Annotated in this window: 17 protein-coding genes; 13 read left to right on the top strand and 4 right to left on the bottom strand. The window is 71.8% G+C overall.

From position 1 onward, the window contains the following. Positions 1 to 465 precede the first annotated feature (465 nt). Both VH969_RS29135 and VH969_RS29130 read left to right on the top strand, forming a co-directional pair. Complete coding sequence (locus tag VH969_RS29135) at positions 466 to 2,592, top strand: PQQ-dependent sugar dehydrogenase (RefSeq protein WP_331980029.1); 2,127 nt, start codon at positions 466 to 468, stop codon at positions 2,590 to 2,592. After that, positions 2,592 to 3,512, top strand: coding sequence for a LamG-like jellyroll fold domain-containing protein (locus VH969_RS29130; protein ID WP_331980031.1), 921 nt, complete (start codon positions 2,592 to 2,594; stop codon positions 3,510 to 3,512). Before VH969_RS29135 ends, VH969_RS29130 begins: the two co-directional genes overlap by 1 nt. Positions 3,513 to 3,556: 44 nt before the next feature. Here VH969_RS29130 and VH969_RS29125 read toward each other — a convergent pair whose 3' ends face one another. Then, complete coding sequence (locus VH969_RS29125; RefSeq protein ID WP_331980027.1) at positions 3,557 to 4,255, bottom strand: histidine phosphatase family protein; 699 nt, start codon at positions 4,253 to 4,255, stop codon at positions 3,557 to 3,559. Positions 4,256 to 4,331: 76 nt separating this feature from the next. On the opposite strand from VH969_RS29125, the gene VH969_RS29120 reads away from it, so the two are divergent. From VH969_RS29120 to VH969_RS29095, 6 genes are all read left to right on the top strand, one after another. Further along, positions 4,332 to 4,985, top strand: a complete 654-nt coding sequence (locus VH969_RS29120; RefSeq protein WP_331980025.1) for a PadR family transcriptional regulator — start codon at positions 4,332 to 4,334, stop codon at positions 4,983 to 4,985. 251 nt (positions 4,986 to 5,236) lie between these two features. Beyond that, a complete protein-coding gene (locus VH969_RS29115; RefSeq protein WP_331980023.1) occupies positions 5,237 to 6,271 on the top strand; it encodes an efflux ABC transporter ATPase subunit, DrrA-related in 1,035 nt (344 codons plus the stop codon). Further along, positions 6,268 to 7,062 (top strand): ABC transporter permease, encoded by a 795-nt coding sequence (locus VH969_RS29110; RefSeq protein WP_331980021.1) that lies wholly within the window; start codon positions 6,268 to 6,270, stop codon positions 7,060 to 7,062. Before VH969_RS29115 ends, VH969_RS29110 begins: the two co-directional genes overlap by 4 nt. A gap of 121 nt (positions 7,063 to 7,183) precedes the next feature. Beyond that, a complete protein-coding gene (gene fxlM, locus VH969_RS29105; RefSeq protein WP_331980019.1) occupies positions 7,184 to 8,356 on the top strand; it encodes a methyltransferase, FxLD system in 1,173 nt (390 codons plus the stop codon). Positions 8,357 to 8,545: 189 nt separating this feature from the next. After that, positions 8,546 to 9,880, top strand: a complete 1,335-nt coding sequence (locus VH969_RS29100; protein WP_331980017.1) for an MFS transporter — start codon at positions 8,546 to 8,548, stop codon at positions 9,878 to 9,880. Then, positions 9,877 to 11,310 (top strand): pyridoxal phosphate-dependent decarboxylase family protein, encoded by a 1,434-nt coding sequence (locus tag VH969_RS29095; protein ID WP_331980015.1) that lies wholly within the window; start codon positions 9,877 to 9,879, stop codon positions 11,308 to 11,310. The genes VH969_RS29100 and VH969_RS29095 overlap by 4 nt, the downstream gene beginning before the upstream one ends. Positions 11,311 to 11,316: 6 nt before the next feature. Here the strand turns inward: VH969_RS29095 and VH969_RS29090 are convergent, their stop codons facing one another. Next, positions 11,317 to 11,817, bottom strand: a complete 501-nt coding sequence (locus VH969_RS29090) for an Lrp/AsnC family transcriptional regulator (RefSeq protein WP_331980013.1) — start codon at positions 11,815 to 11,817, stop codon at positions 11,317 to 11,319. A 95-nt stretch (positions 11,818 to 11,912) separates the two neighbouring features. Here VH969_RS29090 and VH969_RS29085 point away from each other — a divergent pair, with 95 nt between their 5' ends. Next, positions 11,913 to 13,091, top strand: coding sequence for an MFS transporter (locus VH969_RS29085; protein ID WP_331980011.1), 1,179 nt, complete (start codon positions 11,913 to 11,915; stop codon positions 13,089 to 13,091). Here VH969_RS29085 and VH969_RS29080 read toward each other — a convergent pair. Next, positions 13,019 to 14,047, bottom strand: a complete 1,029-nt coding sequence (locus VH969_RS29080) for a hypothetical protein (RefSeq protein ID WP_331980009.1) — start codon at positions 14,045 to 14,047, stop codon at positions 13,019 to 13,021. The genes VH969_RS29085 and VH969_RS29080 overlap by 73 nt on opposite strands. A gap of 136 nt (positions 14,048 to 14,183) precedes the next feature. Here VH969_RS29080 and VH969_RS29075 point away from each other — a divergent pair, with 136 nt between their 5' ends. The 4 genes from VH969_RS29075 (at position 14,184) to VH969_RS29060 (ending at position 17,461) form a co-directional block, all read left to right on the top strand. Continuing rightward, the gene (locus VH969_RS29075) at positions 14,184 to 15,194 is read left to right on the top strand and encodes an amidohydrolase family protein (RefSeq protein WP_331980007.1); all 1,011 of its coding nucleotides are present in this window, start codon (positions 14,184 to 14,186) and stop codon (positions 15,192 to 15,194) included. Between the two features lie 98 nt (positions 15,195 to 15,292). Then, positions 15,293 to 16,084, top strand: coding sequence for an IclR family transcriptional regulator (locus VH969_RS29070; RefSeq protein ID WP_331980005.1), 792 nt, complete (start codon positions 15,293 to 15,295; stop codon positions 16,082 to 16,084). A 76-nt stretch (positions 16,085 to 16,160) separates the two neighbouring features. Further along, complete coding sequence (locus VH969_RS29065) at positions 16,161 to 16,745, top strand: helix-turn-helix domain-containing protein (RefSeq protein WP_331980003.1); 585 nt, start codon at positions 16,161 to 16,163, stop codon at positions 16,743 to 16,745. After that, positions 16,742 to 17,461 carry an SRPBCC family protein gene (locus VH969_RS29060; protein WP_331980001.1) on the top strand — a complete coding sequence of 240 codons (720 nt, stop codon included), beginning with the start codon at positions 16,742 to 16,744 and terminating at the stop codon, positions 17,459 to 17,461. The genes VH969_RS29065 and VH969_RS29060 overlap by 4 nt, the downstream gene beginning before the upstream one ends. On the opposite strand, the gene VH969_RS29055 is transcribed toward VH969_RS29060, so the two are convergent. Continuing rightward, complete coding sequence (locus VH969_RS29055; RefSeq protein WP_331979999.1) at positions 17,388 to 18,353, bottom strand: cobalamin-binding protein; 966 nt, start codon at positions 18,351 to 18,353, stop codon at positions 17,388 to 17,390. The genes VH969_RS29060 and VH969_RS29055 overlap by 74 nt on opposite strands. Positions 18,354 to 18,737: the final 384 nt, after the last annotated feature.

Here is an 18,737-nt window from a genome sequence, read left to right as displayed (position 1 = left end):
GGTCGGCGTTCGCGGACGTGGACATGGCCGGCATCAGTGCCACGGTAGTGACAGTCGCCGTGATCGCACCGAGCACCCTTCTTCGTGCGGTCGGGTTCGCGGGGGTCTGCATGGCAGGGACGACTCCTTGAGTTGTGGCGGGGGTTTCGCCGGAGCGCGATTGATCTGATCTTTCACTCGAATGGCGGATGGACGCGGCCTCCGGCCCCCGGGATCCACCGTACCGGCAGGTGCCGACAATCTCGGCGGTCGCCGCCGAGCCTGTGGACAACCGGCCCGAAAACGAAGTTCGAGCCCCCCGGGGCCGAGAGTGACACCGACGAAATCGGCCGGTGGCGATCTTGGTTGTGGACATCCGACCACCGGCACACCTTGCGCGTGCGGGGAGGCCGTCTGTAGGGTCGGGAAAGCGCTTGCCGGAAAGCGCTTTCCTGCATCCTCGACCCCCCAAGGTGGTGGGCGAAAATGTCCCGAACGAGACGGTGGCTCGGCACGATCACCGGCTTCGCACTGGTCTTCGGCCTGTCCGGGCCGACCGCCGCGGCCGAACCCACGGCCGAACCCACGGCGGCCCAATCCACACCACGGCAGGCCGCCACGAGCGAGGGCACGGCCGACGAACCCATCCAGGATCCCCTGCCCGACCCGGTCCAGTCCGGCCTCGGCATCACCGTCGAGGAGTTCGCCCAGTTCCCCAAGACCGAACCCGTTCCACCGCCGACCGACCCGCGCCTCATGCGGCACGCGCGCATCAACCACCTCGGCGAGGTCCCGGACGGCTCGGGCCGCTTCTACGTGCCCGACCTCAACGGCAAGGTCTACCTCGTCGGCCGCGATCGCCGGCCGCATGTCTACCTCGACATCGGCGCCGTCTTCGCGCCCGACTTCTTCTCCGGCCGGGGCCTTGGCACCGGCTCGGGGTTCGTCGCCTTCCACCCGGACTTCAAGCGCAACGGCAAGCTCTACACCGTGCACAGCGAGAACGGCGCCGGGCTCGCCAAGCCGACCACGTGGCCGAGCCAGCCCGACCCGATCCTGCACGCGGTGGTCACCGAGTGGACCGCCGCCGACCCCGCCGCCGACACGTTCAGCGGCACCCGCCGCGAGGTCCTGCGCATCGGCTACAAGGGCCAGGTCCATGCGATCCAGCAGATCGACTTCAACCCGACCGCGCGCAAGGGCGGCCGCGACTACGGCATGCTCTACATCGCCTCCGGCGACGGTGGCCTGGGTGCCTCGACGACCGGTCCGCAGGAGCTGACCACCCCGTACGGCAAGCTGCTGCGCATCGACCCGGCGGGCACCGACGGCACCGGCGGCCGGTTCGGCATCCCGCGCGACAACCCGTTCGCCGGCGACGACGGTGTGCTCGACGAGATCTACGCGACCGGCATGCGCGACCCGCACCGCTTCAGCTGGGACACCGCCACCGGCCGGATGTACCTCGGCCACATCGGTGAGCACCGCATCGAGTCGGTCTACGAGGTCCGGCCCGGCGACAACTTCGGCTGGAGCGAGCGCGAGGGCCCGTTCGTCTACAAGCGCGGCGATCCGCAGTGCGGCGTGTACCCGTTGCCGGAGAACGACGAGCAGTTCGGCTACGTCTACCCGGTGGCCGCGTTCGACCACAACCCGCCGCCCGGCCACCCGCTGTGCTCCGACTCCGGGCACGCGATCAGCGGCGGATTCGTCTACCGCGGACACGACGTCCCCGCGCTGCGCGGCAAGTACGTGTTCACCGACCTCGTCGACGGCCGGGTGTTCTACACCGAGGCGAACGAGATGCGCCACGGCCGGCCGATGGCCACGATCCACCAGCTGATGGTCTACGACGCCGCCGGCGACCGGACCTCGTTCCAGCAGCTGGCCGGCGACGACCGGGTCGACCTCCGGTTCGGCCACGACGGCCGTGGGGAGCTGTACCTGCTCGCGAAGGCCGACGGAAAGGTGTGGAAGGTGACCGGCACGAAGCGGTTCGCGAGCTGCGACACCGGCGACACCCGGGTCGCCGCCGCGGGAGCGGGCGACTGGGCGCCGAAGACCCCGGCGAAGTGGGACTTCCGCGGCGAAGAGATCATCCTCGCCGAGGCGGGCACCGCCCCGCCCGGACCGCGGCGGCCGTTCGAGTACGCCGTGCTTACCAAGGGGCCCGCGTTCGGCTCCGTCCGCATCGACGCGAAGGTCCGCCTCGACACGCCGGTCGAGGTGACCAACCGGGACGTGATCGTCGTGTTCGGGTACGCGTCGGACACGCGGTTCTACTACGCGCATCTGTCCACGGACAACACGATCTACCCGCACAACGGGATCTTCGTGGTGAACGACGCGGACCGGGTGCGCATCGAGGACCAGTGGAACCCAGAGCTGTCCCGCGGCGCCCCGCCCGCGATCACCGACACCGACTGGCACGACGTGCGCGTGGTGCACTGCGCGGACTCGGGTGAGATCGCGGTCTATGTGGACGGTGCCGAGGATCCGCTGATGACCGCCGTGGACCGGACGTTCGCGTCGGGCCGGACCGGGTTCGGGTCGTTCGACAACATCGGTCGCGCGCGTGGCTTCCGGGTCACCGGGACGGCGGCGGGGTCGTGATGCGCCGGACGGCCGTGGTGGTGACGGCGCTGTGCACGGCGCTCGCGCTCCCGGTGCCCGCGAGTGCCGCCCCGCCCGGATCCGGTGTGGCCCCGTCGCTGCAGCGGAACCTCGTGGCGTACTACGACTTCGAACACCCGGTGCCCGCGAACCCCGCGGTGGAACGGGATCGAGGCCGGTCGCACACCGACATGTGGCTGGTCAACGGCGGCGCCGCGATGCGCGAGCACGATCGCGGCGGGCACGTCCTGCGGACCAGGCAGGTCAGCCCGACGGCGCTCGGCAACGACGACTGGAAGGCCGGCAGCTACGACGCCGCCGGCATGGAGTCGCTGCACCGGTTCAACGCCGCGCGGCAGGCCAGCGTGCTCGGCTGGTTCAAGGTCGTCGGCGAGGCACCCGCGCTCAACACCAACACCGCGGACCCGGCCGACCGGTACAACGCGGTCGGGCTCGCCGGCGTGCTGACCGGCGACTCCGACGGGCACGCCGTCCGCGCGCTGCTCGAGGTGATCGACGTGTCGGGCGAGCTGCGGGTCGTGGCGCTCGGCCGGCGCGTCGACGGCGGCAGCTCGCAGACGTTCGCCGCGGACCAGGACTGGCAGGCGGTCCTGCCGCCGGGCGAATGGGTGTTCCTGGCCGCCACGTTCGACTACGACACCGGCGAGATGGCCCTGTACAAGAACGGCCGCCCGCTCGACGGCTTCTACACGGTCGCCGGCGATCCCTGGCTCGTCGACGGGCCGCCCGAGCCGGACGTCACGACGGCGAGCGACCCGCGCGGCATCAAGATCGGCGGGAGCTTCCCGCAGAACAACGTCGAACGCAACCCGTGCGACTGCCGCATGGACGACCTGATGTTCCTCGACCGCGCGCTGTCGCCGGGCGAGGTGTTCCGGCAGTACGCGGCGGAGAGGTGAGCGAAGGCGCCCTCGTGCCGTGCGACACGAGGGCGCTTTCCTTGTCAGGTCAGGGGTTCCGCGCGCACCGTGAACGCCGGATGCAGGTGTGCGGTGTCGTTGAACCGGCGTACGATCCAGCGCCCGTCGGTCACCACGAGCTGGGTGATCGAGGCGTTGTCCGCGCCGATGAACGCGAACGGCTTCGAGTCGGTGGCCATCGCGACCACCTGGCCGATCACGCCGCCGTGCGTGAACACCGCCACCCGCTGGTCGGGGTGTGCCGCGGCGATCCGCTCGATCGCCGCCCGCACCCGGGCCGCGAGGTCCTCTGTGGACTCGGCGTTCGGGATCGCGTCCCAGCGTTGCGTCTGGAACATGCGCTGGGCGATCTCGTGGTTCTCCGAGACGCGGATGCGGAACAGCCCGCCCTCCCAGTCACCGAGCTTGACCTCGCGCAGCCCCGGCTCGACCGCGGGCGTGATCCCGAGCTTCTCGGCGAGCGGCGCCGCGGTCTGCACCGTGCGGCGCAGTCCCGACACGTACAGGGCGTCGAGCGGCTCGACCGCCAGGCGTTCGCCGACCAGCACCGCCTCGCGCTCGCCCTCCGCGGCGAGCGGCGGGTCGCCGTGCCCGTCGACCATCGGAAACTCCATGCCCTCGCGCGCGGGCGCGGACTCGCCGTGCCGCACGAGGAGGATGTCCGTGCCGCCGGGCGGCAGCGTGAAGCGGTACTGGCGGTATTCCGTCTGAGGTTCGGTCACGTCCCCAATTCAACACCGAGCATGCTTCCTCGAAGGTGAGTACTCGAATTCGGATATTTGCGGTACGGTGGCTGCCATGAGGAAGCGGAAGGTGTCCAACCCGCTGGCGCTGGCCGTGCTGGCACTGCTCTCGGAGCGGCCGATGCATCCGTACGAGATGTCCAACACGCTGCGGGAGCGGGCCAAGGAGGAGAGCATCAAGCTCAACTACGGCTCGCTGTACTCGGTGGTCGAGTCGCTGCGGCGGCACGAGCTCATCGACGTGCAGGAGACCATCCGCGCGGGGCGCCGGCCCGAGCGCACGGTCTACGCGATCACCGACCAGGGCCGCGTCGAGCTGGTCGACTGGATGTCCGACCTGCTTTCCCTGCCGGTCAAGGAGTTCACCCAGTTCGAGGCGGCGCTGTCGCTGATGCCGGTGATCGCGCCCGACGACGTGCGACGGCTGCTGGAGACCCGGCTCAGCCGGCTCGACGCGGAGATCGCCGCGATGGGTGGCGTGCTGGACGAGATGGCCCGGCAGGGCATGCCCTACCTCTGGGCGATCGAGTCGGACTACGCCCGGGCGCTGCGCCGCGCCGAGCGGGATTTCGTCCGCGAGTTGATCGACAAGCTCAAGAACGGCTCGCTCGAGGGCCTGGAGGTCTGGCAGCGCGCGCACGAGGGCGGCGATCTTCCGAGCGAGGCGGACTGGGCCCGGGCGAGCGCGCACCTGCGCCGCGTCGAGTAGTCGCGTAGGCATGGTGACATCAGTCTTGACGTCATCGTGATGTCAGTATCATACTCGACTTCGGATATACGCGATCGGGGAGAAGGGGGAGGGGAGCCAGACGCAGCGCTGGCCGGGTGCGGCAACACCCGGCCAGCGACCAGAAACCCAGGATTCGATCCGTGACGGCTCGCATACCCAGGCTGCGCTTTCCACTGTAGCTGGCCGTTTGCGCGGATCGACCTGGTCACACCACCAGGAAGGGTCAGCAGATGACCATGTCCACAGGGCGCGCCACGGCCGGCCGCCACTCCGCGTCCGCCCCGCCGGGCGGTGCGCCGGCGATCGTCGCCGACGAGCTCGTCAAGACCTACGGCCAGGTCGAGGCGCTGGCCGGGCTCGGCTTCACCGTGCCGGCCGGCACCGTGTTCGGCCTGCTCGGCCCCAACGGCGCCGGCAAGTCCACGACCATCAAGATCCTCACCACGCTGTCGCGGCCGACGAGCGGCGCCGCGTCGGTCGCCGGCATCGACGTGCTGCGCCGGCCGAACGACGTGCGCCGCACGATCGGCGTCGTCACCCAGGGGTCGGGCACCGACCCGATGGCGACCGGCCGGGAGAACCTGCTGCTGGCCGGCCGGATCCACGGCATGCGCGGCAAGCCGGTGCGGGCCCGTGTCGACGAGCTGCTCGAGCGGTTCGGCCTGGCCGAGGCGGCCAAGCGCGTGGTGCGGACGTACTCCGGCGGCATGCAGCGCAAGCTCGACGTCGCCATGGGGCTGGTGCACAGCCCGCAGGTGCTGTTCCTCGACGAGCCGACGACCGGCCTGGACCCGCAGGCCCGGGCCGAGATGTGGGCGGAGATCGGCAGGCTCACCTCGCACGAGCGGCTTACGGTCATGCTCACCACCCACTACCTCGAGGAGGCCGACCACCTCGCGGACCGGCTGCTGATCGTCGACCGCGGTCGGGCCGTGGCGCAGGGCAGCCCCGAGCAGCTCAAGAGCGAGCTGCGCGGCGACGCGGTGGTGATCGAGCTGTCGCCCGAGGCCGACCTCGCCGCCGACCTCGCGCGCGCCCGCGCCGCGATCGGCGGGCTCGCCGGCGCCCGCGAGGTCACCGTCGAGGGCCGGACGATCCGCACGCGGGTCGACCACGGCGCGTCGGCCGTGCCCGCGGTGCTCGCGGCACTGGAGAAGGAGTCGGTCCCGGTCGCGGCGGTCACGGTCGCCCGGCCGGCGCTCGACGACGTCTACCTGCGACACACCGGCCGCTCGTTCGCGGCCGCGGAAGGTAGGGCGGCATGAGCGGGCACGCAGGCGCGTCCACTGTCGCGCCGCACTCGGCGTACCTGACCGGCCGGCTGCTGCGCGCCACCGCGCGCCAGCCCGCGTTCGTCGTGATCATGCTTATCCAGCCGATGATCTGGCTGCTGCTGTTCGGGCAGCTGTTCAAGCGGGTGGTCGAGCTGCCGGGCTTCGCGTCCGGGTCCTACATCGACTTCCTCACGCCCGGCGTCGTCGTGATGACCGTGCTGTTCACCAGCGGGTGGGCCGGCATGGGCTTCATCGACGACATGGAGCGCGGGGTCATGGACCGGATGCTGTCCTCGCCCGTGAGCCGGATGGCGATGATGGTCTCGTCGGTCGCGAACCAGGCGGTGACGATCGTCGTGCAGGGCTTGATCATCGTGGTCATCGGCCTGCTGCTGGGTGCGTCGTTCACCGGCGGCGTCGCCGGCGTGGTGATCATGCTCGGCGCGTCGGTCCTGCTGGCCGCGGCGTTCGCGTCGCTGTCCAACGGGATGGCGCTCATGCTGCGCACCCGGGAGTCGCTGATCGGCTTCTCCACGATGCTGACGCTGCCGCTGTCGTTCCTGTCCTCGGCGATGATGGCCCGCGAGTCGGCACCGGAGTGGATCCGGACGGTGTCGGCGTACAACCCGGTCGACTGGACGGTCGTCGCCAGCCGCGAGGCGCTGTCGGCGAGCCCCGAATGGGCGGCGATCTGGCCACGGCTGGGTGGGCTGCTCGCGGTCGCGCTCGCCGCGGTCTGGCTCGCCACCCGGGCGTTCCGCGCCTACCAGCGGTCGCAGTAGATCCACAGGCGACGGTGCCCCGCCGGTTGCCGGCGGGGCACCGTCGCCTCGTTTTGGGGGTTGCCGGCGACGGTGTCGGCAATGGGAGCATTGCGGTCGGTTTCAACGAACGGGAGGCACGTTGGGCGTCGAGCTGAACGGGTTGCGCGAGCAGTTGCTCGCCACGGTCCGCGAGCGCGGCGGTGCGGTCGACGCGCTGGTGGCGGACGCGCTGCGCACCGTGCCACGGCACATCTTCCTGCCCGACGTGGCGCCGGACGTCGCGTACCGCGACGAGGCGATCGTGACCAAGTGGGACGACAGCGGGATGCCGTCGAGCTCGTCGTCCCAGCCCACGATCATGGCGATCATGCTCGACCAGCTCGAGGTCGCCCGGGGCCAGCGCGTGCTGGAGATCGGCGCCGGCACGGGGTTCAACGCCGCGCTGATCGCGCACATCGTCGGCCCGAAGGGGCACGTCGTGAGCATCGACCTCGACCCGGAGATCGTCGGCCGGGCCGAGGAGAACCTGTCCGCCGCGGGCACCGCGGGCGTCACGGTGCTCACCTCGGACGGCGCGCTCGGCGACCGCGCGCACGGCCCGTACGACCGGATCATCGCGACGGTCGGCGTCTGGGACCTCGCGCCGGCCTGGCACGAGCAGCTCGCTCCGGACGGCCGGCTCGTCGTCCCGCTCGACCTGCGCGGCGTGCAGCGGTCGGTGTGCTTCGAGCGCGAGGACGAGCACTGGACCAGCAGGTCCGCCCGGCCCTGCGGGTTCATGCGGATGCGTGGCGCGTCCGCCGGCCCGGACCGGAACTTCGTGCTGGACAAGGAAACCCACCTCACGCTCTCGCTGCCCGAGGGTCGCGAGATCGACACCGCGGCCGTGCTGGAGGCGCTGGCCGCACCCGAGCGCGAGGTACGCACTGGCGTGTCGCCCACACAGATGGAGCTGTTCGACGGGCTGGCGTTGTGGCTGGCGATCCGCGAGCCGCGGTGGTTCGCGCTGGGGTCGCACGAGCCCGACCCGCGCCTCGCGGCCGCCCCGCTGCAGGGGCCGCCCGGCGCCACGACGGCCGGCATCCTCGACGACTTCGGCCTGGCCACGCTGATCAGCGACAACGGTGAGCTCGTGGCCGCGGGCGCCGATCGCATCGCCGACGAGCTCGCGGCGCACGTGTCCGCATGGGACGGGGCGGGCCGCCCGGACTCGGACGGCCTGCGCATCGACGCGTACCCGGCGGGCACGGACGTGGCGGCGGCATACGTGATCGACAAGAAGCACGTCCGCCTGACCCTCGCCTGGGACTGACCCACCCGCCTCGCGCCGCGGGGCTCCGACCCGCCGACCCACCGCGCGCGGGATTGGCGCGCCGCCGCGACGTTGGATCGGGGCGGGTGTTGGACTCGGGCTACCGGGGTGATGGACTCGCCACGTCCGATCGCCGGACCGCGCGCATCCACTGGACGCGCGCTCCTGCCGACCGTAGGGTCCCGCGCAATGATGAATTCGGCTCACGTTCCGACCGAGGTGGACCGGCTGCCCGTGCGCACGCGGTTCGGGTACTCGCTCGGCTCCTTGTCGACCGGCGCGTTCGGCACGGTGCCGGGGCTGCTGCTCCTGCCGTACCTCACCGACACGCTTGCCGTGCCGGCCTCGGTCGCGGGGCTGCTCGTCCTGCTGCCCAAGGCATGGGACGTCGTGTTCAACCCGATCGCGGGCCGCATCAGCGACCGCACGCACACGCGCATCGGCGCCCGCAGGCCGTACCTGATCGGCGGCGGCATCGCGCTCGCGATCTTCTTCGCGGGCCTGTTCGCCGGCCCGAACACCGGCTCGGCGGCCATCGACGCGCTGTACGTGGCCGGAATGTTCCTCTTGTGCGCCACCGCGTTCGCGTTCTTCCAGGTGCCGTTCAACGCCCTGCCGGCCGAGATGACCGGTGACCCCGACGAGCGCACCCGGCTGACCGCGTGGCGGATCGCCGTGCTGGCCATCGCGATCCTGGTGTCCGGCGCGGGCGCGCCCGCGGTCCGCGACGCCGTCGGCGGGATCGCCGGCTACCGCATCATGGGCATCGCGGTCGGCGTCGTGATCATCCTCGGCGCGGTCGGCGTGTTCATCGGCACGGCGCGCGTTCCGTTCGGCCGGGTCCTGCCGTCGGTGTCGAACTGGCGCGAGGTCTTCGCCGCCATCCGCGACTGCCGGCCGTTCCGCTGGCTGCTCGGCGCGTTCGTGATCCAGGCCGTCGGCATCGGGACGCTGCTCGCCGGGGTCGACTACGTCGCCCGCGTCGCGATCGGCGACAAGGGACTGCAGTCGCTGCTGTTCGCGGCCTTCGTCGCGCCCGCGCTGCTCGTGATGCCGGTGTGGCAACGGGTCGCGCTCCGGTTCGGCAAGCGGATCGGCTACATCGTCGCCACGCTCGTCTTCACCGCCGGCGTGCTCGGCATGCTCGGCGCGCGGGTGTTCCCCACGTGGGCCGCGGTCGCGTTCGCCGCGGTGGTCGGCGTCGGGTACGCCGGCATGCAGGTCTTCCCGCTCGCCCTGCTTCCCGACGTGATCAGCGCCGAGGAGCGCCGCACCGGCCAGATCCGCGCGGGCCTGTTCGCCGGCGTGTGGACCGCGGGCGAGACGCTCGGCCTCGCGCTCGGCCCTGCCCTGTACGGGCTCGTGCTGGCGATCGGCGGCTACGTGTCCTCAGCAGGCACGGACGTCACGCAGCCATCCGGCGCGGTCACCGCCGTCGTCCTCGGTGCGGCCCTCGTCCCCGCCCTGTTCGCCCTCGCCGGGCTGCCGCTGCTGCGCCGGCGCGCGCTGGAGGTATCCGCATGACCGCCGGAGTTCCCGCCGACCAGGTACTCGACGAGCTGCGCGCGCTGCGGGCCGGCGACCTGCCGACCCACGGCGGCCGCACGCTCGCCTACGTCTACGACAGCGGGCTGTCCGGTGTGGATGATCTGGCCGCGCGGGCGCACGCGCTCGCCAGCTCGGCCAACGGGCTCGACCCCACCGCTTTCCCCAGCCTGATGCGCATGGAGAACGACGTCGTCGCGACCGCGGCCGCGCTGCTCGGCGGCGGCCCGGCGACCGCCGGCTCGGTGACCTCCGGCGGCACCGAGAGCTGCCTGCTGGCCGTGCAGGCCGCCCGCGACGCGCGGCCGGAGATCGACCGGCCGCGCATGGTGCTCGCCACCACCGCGCACGCCGCGTTCCACAAGGCGGCCCACTACTTCGGAGTCGAGACGGTCAGCGTGCCGGTCGACCCGGTGTCGTTCCAGGCGGACGCCGACGCGATTGCCGCCGCGCTCGACGACCGGACCGTCCTCGTCGTGGTAAGCGCCCCGTCCTACGCCCACGGCGTCGTCGACCCCGTCGTGCCCGTCGCCGCCGCTGCCGCCGAGCGGGGCGTGCGGTGCCATGTGGACGCGTGCATCGGCGGCTGGGTGCTGCCGCACTTCCGCCGGCTGGGTGTCGTGGTGCCGGACTTCGACCTGTCCGTGCCCGGCGTGACGAGCCTGTCAGTCGACCTGCACAAGTACGCCTACTGTCCAAAAGGGACATCTGTGCTGCTGCACGCCTCGGCGGACCTGCGGCGGGCGCAGTACTTCGCGAGCGCCCGCTGGCCCGGGTACACGATGCTGAACTCGACGCTGCAGTCCACCCGCTCCGGCGGCCCGCTGGCCGCGGCGTGGGCGGTACTGCGCCACCTCGGCGACGCCGGCTACGCGCGGCTGGCGTCGCTCACGCTGTCGGCCGTCCGCCGGATCCGCGCCGGCGTCGAGGCGATCGACGGCCTGCGCGTGCTGGGCGACCCGATCTCGACCCTGCTCGCGGTCGCGGCCGCCACCGACGACTTCGACGTGTTCACCGTGGCCGACGAGATGACCGCGCGGCGCTGGTACGTGCAGCCGCAGTTCGGGTTCGCGGCCTCCCCGGCGAACCTGCACCTCACGGTCACGGCCGCGAACAGCGGCACCGAGCAGGCGCTGCTCACCGACTTCGCCGACGCCGTGGCCGCCGCACGCAAGGCCGGCCCGGTGCGCCTCGCGCCGGACCTGGTCGCGGCGATCGGCGCGCTGGACCCGGCCGGGCTCACGCCCGAGCAGTTCGCCGGCCTGCTCGCCGCGGCCGGCATGACCGGCGTCGCCGCGCCGGAGCGGATGGCCGAGGTGAACTCGATGCTCGCGGTCGCGGCGCCGCGGCTGCGCGAGCGGCTGCTGGTGGAGTTCCTCAGCGGCATGTACACACCGGACTTCGCCTGACGGCGGTCAGGACCAGCCCTCCGCCCGGGTCGCGGTCAGGTAGTCCGCGACGGGCGCGCTGACCGGCCGGCCGTCGAACTGGGTCGACAGCACGACGAACGAGCGCAGCTCGCCGTGCTGGCCGAGGCGCTCGAAGAGGCCCTCGAGGTGGTCGAGCGTGGCCGCGCGGACCTTCAGCATCGTGCAGTGGTCGCCGGAGAGCTTGTGCACCTCGACGACCTCCGGGTAGTCGGCGGCCGTGCTGGTCTTCAGCAGGCAGTGGCCGAGCGTGCAGCGCAGCTGCGCGAACGCGAGGAACGGATAGCCGGCCTCGCGCGCGTCGACGTTCGCGCGGTAGCCGGTGATCACGCCGGTCTCCTCGAGCCGACGCACCCGCTCGGCCACGGCCGGGGCGGACAGGTTGATCCGCCGGCCGAGCTCCTTGAACGACAGCCGGCCGTCGGCCTGCAGCTCCTCGACGATCTGCCAGTCGACCTTGTCCAGGGGTCTTTCCGAACGAAAGGTCATCGCCACCACAATCCTTTCGTCGTGCCGGTGGGCGCGACCATACGCCTGCGTCAGGCCATTCGAAAACGCGTCGAACCTGCCTAACGTTGTCTGGCATGACGATCCTGCAGACCCCGGTACGCCGCTCGGCCACGTCGCTGTTCTCCGGCGTCGCCGCCATGAACACCGCGATGGCCGGCGCCAGCACGGCCGGCACGCTGATCGCCGGCGCGACCGCGGGCCCGGCGTGGAGCGGCGTGCCGGGCGCGTTCGGCGTCATCGGCACCGCGCTCGGCACGCTCGGTGCCGGCGCGTTGATGGCCAGACGCGGCAGCAGGCCCGTGCTGCTGGGCCTGTACGCCGCGGCCGTGGCCGGCGCGATCATCGCGTTCGGCGCGGCGGCCGGTGCGCTGCTCGTCGTGCTCCTGCCCGGGATGGTGTTGCTGGGCCTGGGCAACGGCGGCGCGCAGATGAGCCGGTACGTCGCCGCGGAGCTGTATCCGGTGGAGCGCAAGGGTTTCGGGCTGTCGGTGATCGTGTGGGCCGGCACGGTCGGCGCGATCCTCGGGCCGGGACTGATGAAGCCGGGCGGGCACGTGGCCGAGCTGATGGGGCTGCCCGAGCTCGCCGGCCCGGTGCTGGTCGCGGTGGTGACGACCGTGATCGCCCTCGCCGTGACGGCCGGGCTGCCGCGCGTGCCGCCGCCCCCGCCACGGCCGCGGCTGTCCCGCCCGATGGTCGCGGCGGCGCTGCGCCGCCCCGAGGTGGCGGGCCCGCTGATCGCGATGGTCGGCGCGCAGGTGGCGATGGTCTCGGTGATGACGATGACGCCGCTGCAGCTCGAGCACCACGGGCACGGGCTCGGCGTGATCGGCTGGATCCTGTCGGCGCACATGATCGGGATGTTCGCGCTGGCGCCGCTGTCCGGCCGGATCGCCGACCGCTGGGGTGGCCGCGCCACGATCTACCTGGGCATCGGCACGCTGCTCGTCGCCGCGGCGACCGCCTTCTCCGCGCCGACGGCCCACACGTCGGGGTTGCCGCTGGCGCTGTTCCTGTTGGGCTACGGCTGGAACCTCGTGCTGGTGGGCGGCAGCAGCCTGCTCTCCCGCGACCTGCCGGCCGCGGAACGCACGCAGCTGCAGGGCGTGGTGGACGCGGTGGTGTGGCTGTCCTCCGCGGTGGCGAGCCTGGTGGCGGGTTCGCTCTACGGCCTGGGCGGCTACTCGCTGGTGGCGGTGTTCGGTGGCGTGCTGGCGCTGGCCCCGATCGCGGTGGTGAGCAGGAGGTCGTGAAGGTCGAGGGCGCGGCGCACCAGTGCCGCGCCCGCCGCCTGCATCGGGAGGCCGTCGATCGCGGTCGCGGTGAAGGGGCGTTCGGTGACCGCGCCCTCCTCGTTCTCCGCGACCCACCCGCCGAACAGCGCGTCGAACACCGGTGCCTCCAGCACCACCGCCACGAGCAGGTCCGTCGCGAACGTCAGCGGGTCGACGCCCAGGCCCAGGCAGTGCGCGCGGATCCGGCCGCCGCGTAGGGCCTCGCCCATGGCCACCGCGAAGGGCCAGCTCTCGTAGTCCACGCCGGATCGTTCCGGCTCGCCCAGGAGCTCCTCCGCGTACTCACGCAGCAGGAAGTTCCACAGCGAGAACTCGGCCGGCGACGGCCCGCTCGCCTGGAACACCCCCACCGGCACCACCTGGTACAGCCCGCCCGCGTGACCGACCCGCGCCGGGTCGCGCCAGTGCAGGAAGAACGTCGGCGGCGAGCCGAGCCTGATGGTCAGCGCGCTGATCGCCATGTTCGCCGGGCGCCGGGCGAGGTCTGTCGGGTCGCCGATCGCGTCGCGCAGGGGGGCCGGGCCGCCGGCCGCGTACTCGTGCGCGGCCGCCTCACCCGTGTCGATGCTGTCGAAGTACGTGCCCTCGCCGAACGCGAGCCGCGGCTCGCCGGTCAGCCGGGCCTCGAGCAGCCGGTAGGTGGGCCGGTTCTCGAACACCGCCGGCGCGTCGTGCGCGGCCATCATGGCGGCGTAGCCGGTGGGCGGCAGGCCGGGCACCGGCGGCGACGCGCCGAGAGACAGCGCGAGGTCGGCGAGCGGCACCGGGCGCTCCGGCATCCACTCCGGGCGAGTCAGCAGCGGGGTGCCGGCGAGCTTCGGGACGTCCGGGTAGGACGCCGCCGCCTCGACCGCGAGCCGGTGCCGGCCGGCCCGCAGCTCGCGCCGCACGCGCAGCCACTCGGCGATCTCCACGGCGCGATTGTGCCCGACGGCGTGAGATTCCACGCCCGTGAAATATCCGCCGGTTTTTCGCGGGCGTGCAAACCACGCCGTTGACCCCTGACCGTGGCGGCCGAACCATCGAGGTACCTCGATCGGGGAGGCCGCGATGTACGAGAAGGACGGGCAGCGCTACTTCGTCGTCGACAGCCACGTGCAGTACTGGGACGCCCGGCCGGCGAACCAGGCGAACCGCTACGGCGAGGGCTTCATCAACTGCTGCTACGACTACCACCGCAACCTCTCGCCCGAGTCCGAGCGCTGGTCGTTCGAGGAGTTCCGGCTGCAGCCCGAGGAGCGGGTGCTGCACGACCTGTTCGAGGCCGGCCACGTGGACAAGGCGATCCTGCAGCCGACGTACCTGACCGAGTTCTTCGTCAACGGCTTCAACACCACCGAACGCGACGGCATGCTCGCCGAGCGGCACCCCGGCAGGTTCATCGTCAACGGCGCCTGGGACCCGCGCGACGGCCAGGCCGGCCTGGACCGCCTCGAGGCGCTGGCCCAGCGGTGGGACCTGCGCGGCGTCAAGCTGTGCACCGCGGAGTGGAAGGGCGCGTCGAAGGGCTGGCAGCTCACCGACCCGTGGGCCTACCGGTACCTCGAGCTGTGCCAGGACCTCGGCATCCGCAACATCCATGTCCACAAGGGACCAACGATCTACCCGCTCAACCGCGCCGCGTTCGACGTGGCCGACGTGGACGAGGTGGCGTCGGAGTTCCCGGGGCTGCGGTTCGTCGTCGAGCACGTCGGCCTGCCGCGGCTGGAGGACTTCTGCTGGATCGCCACGCAGGAGCCGAACGTCTACGGTGGACTCGCGCTCGCGCTGCCGTTCATCCACACGCGGCCGCGCTACTTCGCGAAGATCATCGGCGAGCTGCTGTACTGGATCGGCGAGGACCGGATCACGTTCGGCAGCGACTACGCGATCTGGACCCCGCGCTGGCTCGTCGAGCGGTTCGTCGACTTCCAGCTCCCCGACGACATGACCGAGTACCCGCGGCTGACGCCCGGGATCAAGCGGAAGATCCTCGGGCTGAACGCGGCGAGGCTGTACGACATCGAGGTGCCGGCGGAGCCGGAGGTGCCCGCGCCGACCGCCGACCGGGTGCCCGTGTGAGCGGTTGGCGGACCGTGATCGTTCGACATAAATTTGTGCCCACGCGAACGTGATGTCAGACCTTTTGCGCGGCGATCCGCTGACGTAATGTCGGCAACGTGACCGAGCAGAGCAGCGGGTTGATCGGGTCCGCCCAGCGCGCGTTGCGGGTGCTCGACATCGTGGGTTCCGCGGGTGACGGCATCACGGCGAAGGCGGTGGCCAGGCGCGCCGGCTACAACCTGTCGACGACCTACCACCTGCTGAACACGTTGGTGCACGAGGGATACCTGATCCGGCTCGGGCACGGGCGCGGCTTCGGCCTCGGGTACAAGGTGGGCAGCCTGTACCAGCGGCTGTGCGAGGAGCTCGATGTCGGCCAGGAGCTGCAGGACGAGCTGCACCGCCTGCACCGGCGGGCCGAGGCGGCCGCGTACTACACGGTCTTCCGCGAGACGGACATCGTGGTCGCCGCGGTGGCCGACTCCCCGGAGTTCCCGCGCGCGACACCGCTGGACTTCGGCTTCCACGAGGCGGCCCACGCCACCGCGTTCGGCAAGGTGCTGCTGGCGTCCATGCCGCGGCGCGCGCGGCGGGAGTACCTCACGAGCGCCGGCATGCCCCGGCTGACCGAGCACACCCACGTGCGCGCCGTCGACCTCGACACCGAGCTCGACCACGTCGAGCGCGCCGGGATGGCGCTGGAGATCGAGGAGTTCCAGCCGGAGCTCGCCTGCCTGTCGGCGCCCGTGCTGTCGTCGGACAACCGCGTGATCGGCGCGGTGGCGTTCTCCGTTCCGTCGGAGACGTTCCACGCGCGGCGGTGGCAGCTGGAACGGGCCGCCCGGGCCGGGGCGGCGCGGTTCTCGCACCTGCTCGCCACCCGCCCGTCGCTGGTGTCGGGCGTCTAGCTCTCCTGCGAAGGTCGAGCCGCTCCTTCGCGCAGGACTATTGACAAGAAAAACTGTCAATTGGCAGCATGGGCCCGTGGCCGCCGGACTCACATATGTCGACCAGCCCGAACAGGTACGGCTGGCGCTGTCCCCGCTGCGCCGCCGGCTGCTCGGCCTGCTGCGCGAACCGGCGTCGGCCACCCGGCTCGCGGGCGAGCTCGACCTGCCGCGCCAGCGCGTCAACTACCATCTGCGCGCGCTCGAGCGGGCCGGGCTCGTCGAGCTCGTCGAGGAGAGGCAGCGGCGCGGGTGCGTCGAGAGAATCCTGCGCACCCGTCCCGGCACCTTCGTCGTTGACCCCACCATGATGATCGCCGACGAGAGGACGCAGGCACGTGACCAGTTCGCCGCCGAGCATCTCGTCGACGTCGCCGCCGCGACGGTGCGGGACGTGGCTCGGATGCAGGCGGGAGCGGCCGCCGAGGGCAAGCGTCTGCTCACGTTCACCGTGGAGGCGGAGGTGAAGTTCGGGCAACCACACGACGTGCACGCGTTCACCGACGCGCTTGCCGAGGCGGTCCGGCAGGTCGTCGCGCGGTTCGACAGCCCGGACGGGCGTCCGTACCGGATGGTCGTCGCCGGCCATCCGGCCCCTGCTGACATGGGAGACAACCAATGACCGACAGCGCGCCGCGGATCGAGGTCACCATCGCGGCACCGGTGGATACCGTGTGGCAAGCCTTGCGCGACAAGGAAACCATCCGGCACTGGCACGGCTGGGACTACGACGGGCTCGACGACGAGATCGAGCTGATCTACTTCACCGAGGTCGAGGAGGACACCGGCGCCCGCACGCTCCACCTCCACGGCGGCGACCCCATCAGCCTCGAGAAGGACGGCGACGGCACGCGCGTCACGCTAACCCGTGCGCCCCGCGGCACCAACCCGGACTGGGACGCCTACTACACGGAGATCACCGAGGGCTGGATCACCTTCCTCCACCAGCTCAAGTTCGCGATCGAGCGCCAGCCCGGTGCCGCCCGCCGCACGCTGTTCTTCGCCGGCAGCAACGAGTCCGGGCTCGACCTCGCCGCCGAGCTCGGGCTGCCCGAAGGCCCGACGGTCGAGACCACGCTCCTCGGCGAGCACGTGAAGGGCGAGGTCTGGTTCCGCTCCGAGCACCAGCTCGGCGTCACCGTCGACGCGTGGGGCGACGGGCTGCTCGTCGTCTCGAGCATCGGGCCGGCCGGCGACAAGCCGGAGGGCTCCGCGATGGCGGTGCTGTCCACGTACGGCCTCGACGACGCGCGCCACGCCGAGATCAAACAGCGGTGGAGCCCGTGGTGGGCGCAGCGCTTCCCGTCGGACGAAGCTCTTCCGTCCGAAGTGGACTGACTTTGGCGTCGGGGTACGCGCCGTGCAACACGTGCGCGAGCACCTCGGCGCCCCGCACGACCCGCGGACCCGGCCGGTTGAAGTAGGCCGGGCCGTCGAGCACCCACACCCGGCCCGCGCGCACGGCCGGCAGGTCCGTCCACCCGGGACGGCCGGTCAGCACGGCCAGCTCCGCGCGCGTGCGGGCCGGCGGGAAACCGCACGGCAGCAGCACGAGCACGTCCGGCCGTGCGGCCACGACCCGCTGCCACTCGATCGCCGACGTGTGCTCGCCCGCGCTCGCGAGCAGCGGCTCGCCACCCGCCAGCGCGATCTGCTCGGGCACCCAGTGGCCGGCCGGCCAGACCGGGTCGAGCCACTCGAGCGCGACCACGCGCGGTCGCGGCCGGCCGGTGACCCTGCGGCGCACCTCGTCGAGCCGGGCGTGCAGCCTCGCGATGCGGTCCGCCGCGACGTCCGGTACGCCCAGCGCCTCGCCGACCACGCGCAGGCAGTCGAGCACCTCGGCGAGCGTGCGCGGTTCGAGGCTGAGCACCAGCGGACCGGCCGTCATGATCCGCACCGCCTCGGAGACCCGGCGGTAGGAGACCGCGCAGACCTCGCACAGGTCCTGCGTCAGCACCAGGTCCGGCCGCAGCCCGGCGAGCATTGCCGGGTCCAGGCCGTACAGCGCCGAGCCCCGATGACCCGTGCCGACGGCGGCCGATATCTCGCGGCTCGACATCTCCGCGCCGACCTCGCTGGTCGTCACGACGGGCACGCGCTCGACCCCCGCGGGCCAGTCGCACTCGTGCGTGCGACCGACGAGGTCCGCGAGCCGGCCGAGCTCGGCCACGATGTCGGTGGCCGCCGGGAGCAGCGACACGATGCGCACGTCCGTCAGCCTAGGCACCACCGGATGATCGACACCGGCAGCGCGGCCGCGTTGACTGCGGAGCGTGACGACCGAGTTGATCTCCGACCCACGCTCAGGTGAGCGGCCGTTCACCACTCGAACGTGTTTCGTCGCGGGAAATCGCAGGTGAACACGCACTAGACGGATGCAAGTGCAGCTGCATGTTCCATCAGTAGGTCGTTCAGGCTACAACTGGCCACTCATCGACGAATACACACCGTTCATCGCTTGACGGTAGGGTCACGGTGAGATAACAAGATCAATCGGCCATGCTTGTGGGACAAGCCGGGGGGCATCGAACACAAGAACCGACGGGCCGAACGTGGCTCCCTGCTGGCACAGGGAGCCACGCGGATGTTCCGTCGACCAGGCGACCGAGTC

The sequence above is a fragment of the Actinophytocola sp. genome (genome assembly GCF_036555685.1).
Classification (GTDB): domain Bacteria; phylum Actinomycetota; class Actinomycetes; order Mycobacteriales; family Pseudonocardiaceae; genus Actinophytocola.
This window is presented reverse-complemented; position numbering and strand designations above follow the sequence as displayed.

Bases quoted from the DNA above. Each gene is read 5' to 3' on its own strand.
- VH969_RS29060 (WP_331980001.1), top strand. From the start codon at position 16,742: ATGACCGACAGCGCGCCGCGGATCGAGGTCACCATCGCGGCACCGGTG.
- VH969_RS29090 (WP_331980013.1), bottom strand. From the start codon at position 11,817: ATGACCTTTCGTTCGGAAAGACCCCTGGACAAGGTCGACTGGCAGATC.
- VH969_RS29085 (WP_331980011.1), top strand. From the start codon at position 11,913: ATGACGATCCTGCAGACCCCGGTACGCCGCTCGGCCACGTCGCTGTTC.
- VH969_RS29130 (WP_331980031.1), top strand. From the start codon at position 2,592: ATGCGCCGGACGGCCGTGGTGGTGACGGCGCTGTGCACGGCGCTCGCG.
- VH969_RS29075 (WP_331980007.1), top strand. From the start codon at position 14,184: ATGTACGAGAAGGACGGGCAGCGCTACTTCGTCGTCGACAGCCACGTG.
- VH969_RS29115 (WP_331980023.1), top strand. From the start codon at position 5,237: ATGACCATGTCCACAGGGCGCGCCACGGCCGGCCGCCACTCCGCGTCC.
- VH969_RS29110 (WP_331980021.1), top strand. From the start codon at position 6,268: ATGAGCGGGCACGCAGGCGCGTCCACTGTCGCGCCGCACTCGGCGTAC.
- VH969_RS29120 (WP_331980025.1), top strand. From the start codon at position 4,332: ATGAGGAAGCGGAAGGTGTCCAACCCGCTGGCGCTGGCCGTGCTGGCA.
- VH969_RS29095 (WP_331980015.1), top strand. From the start codon at position 9,877: ATGACCGCCGGAGTTCCCGCCGACCAGGTACTCGACGAGCTGCGCGCG.
- VH969_RS29100 (WP_331980017.1), top strand. From the start codon at position 8,546: ATGATGAATTCGGCTCACGTTCCGACCGAGGTGGACCGGCTGCCCGTG.
- VH969_RS29135 (WP_331980029.1), top strand. From the start codon at position 466: ATGTCCCGAACGAGACGGTGGCTCGGCACGATCACCGGCTTCGCACTG.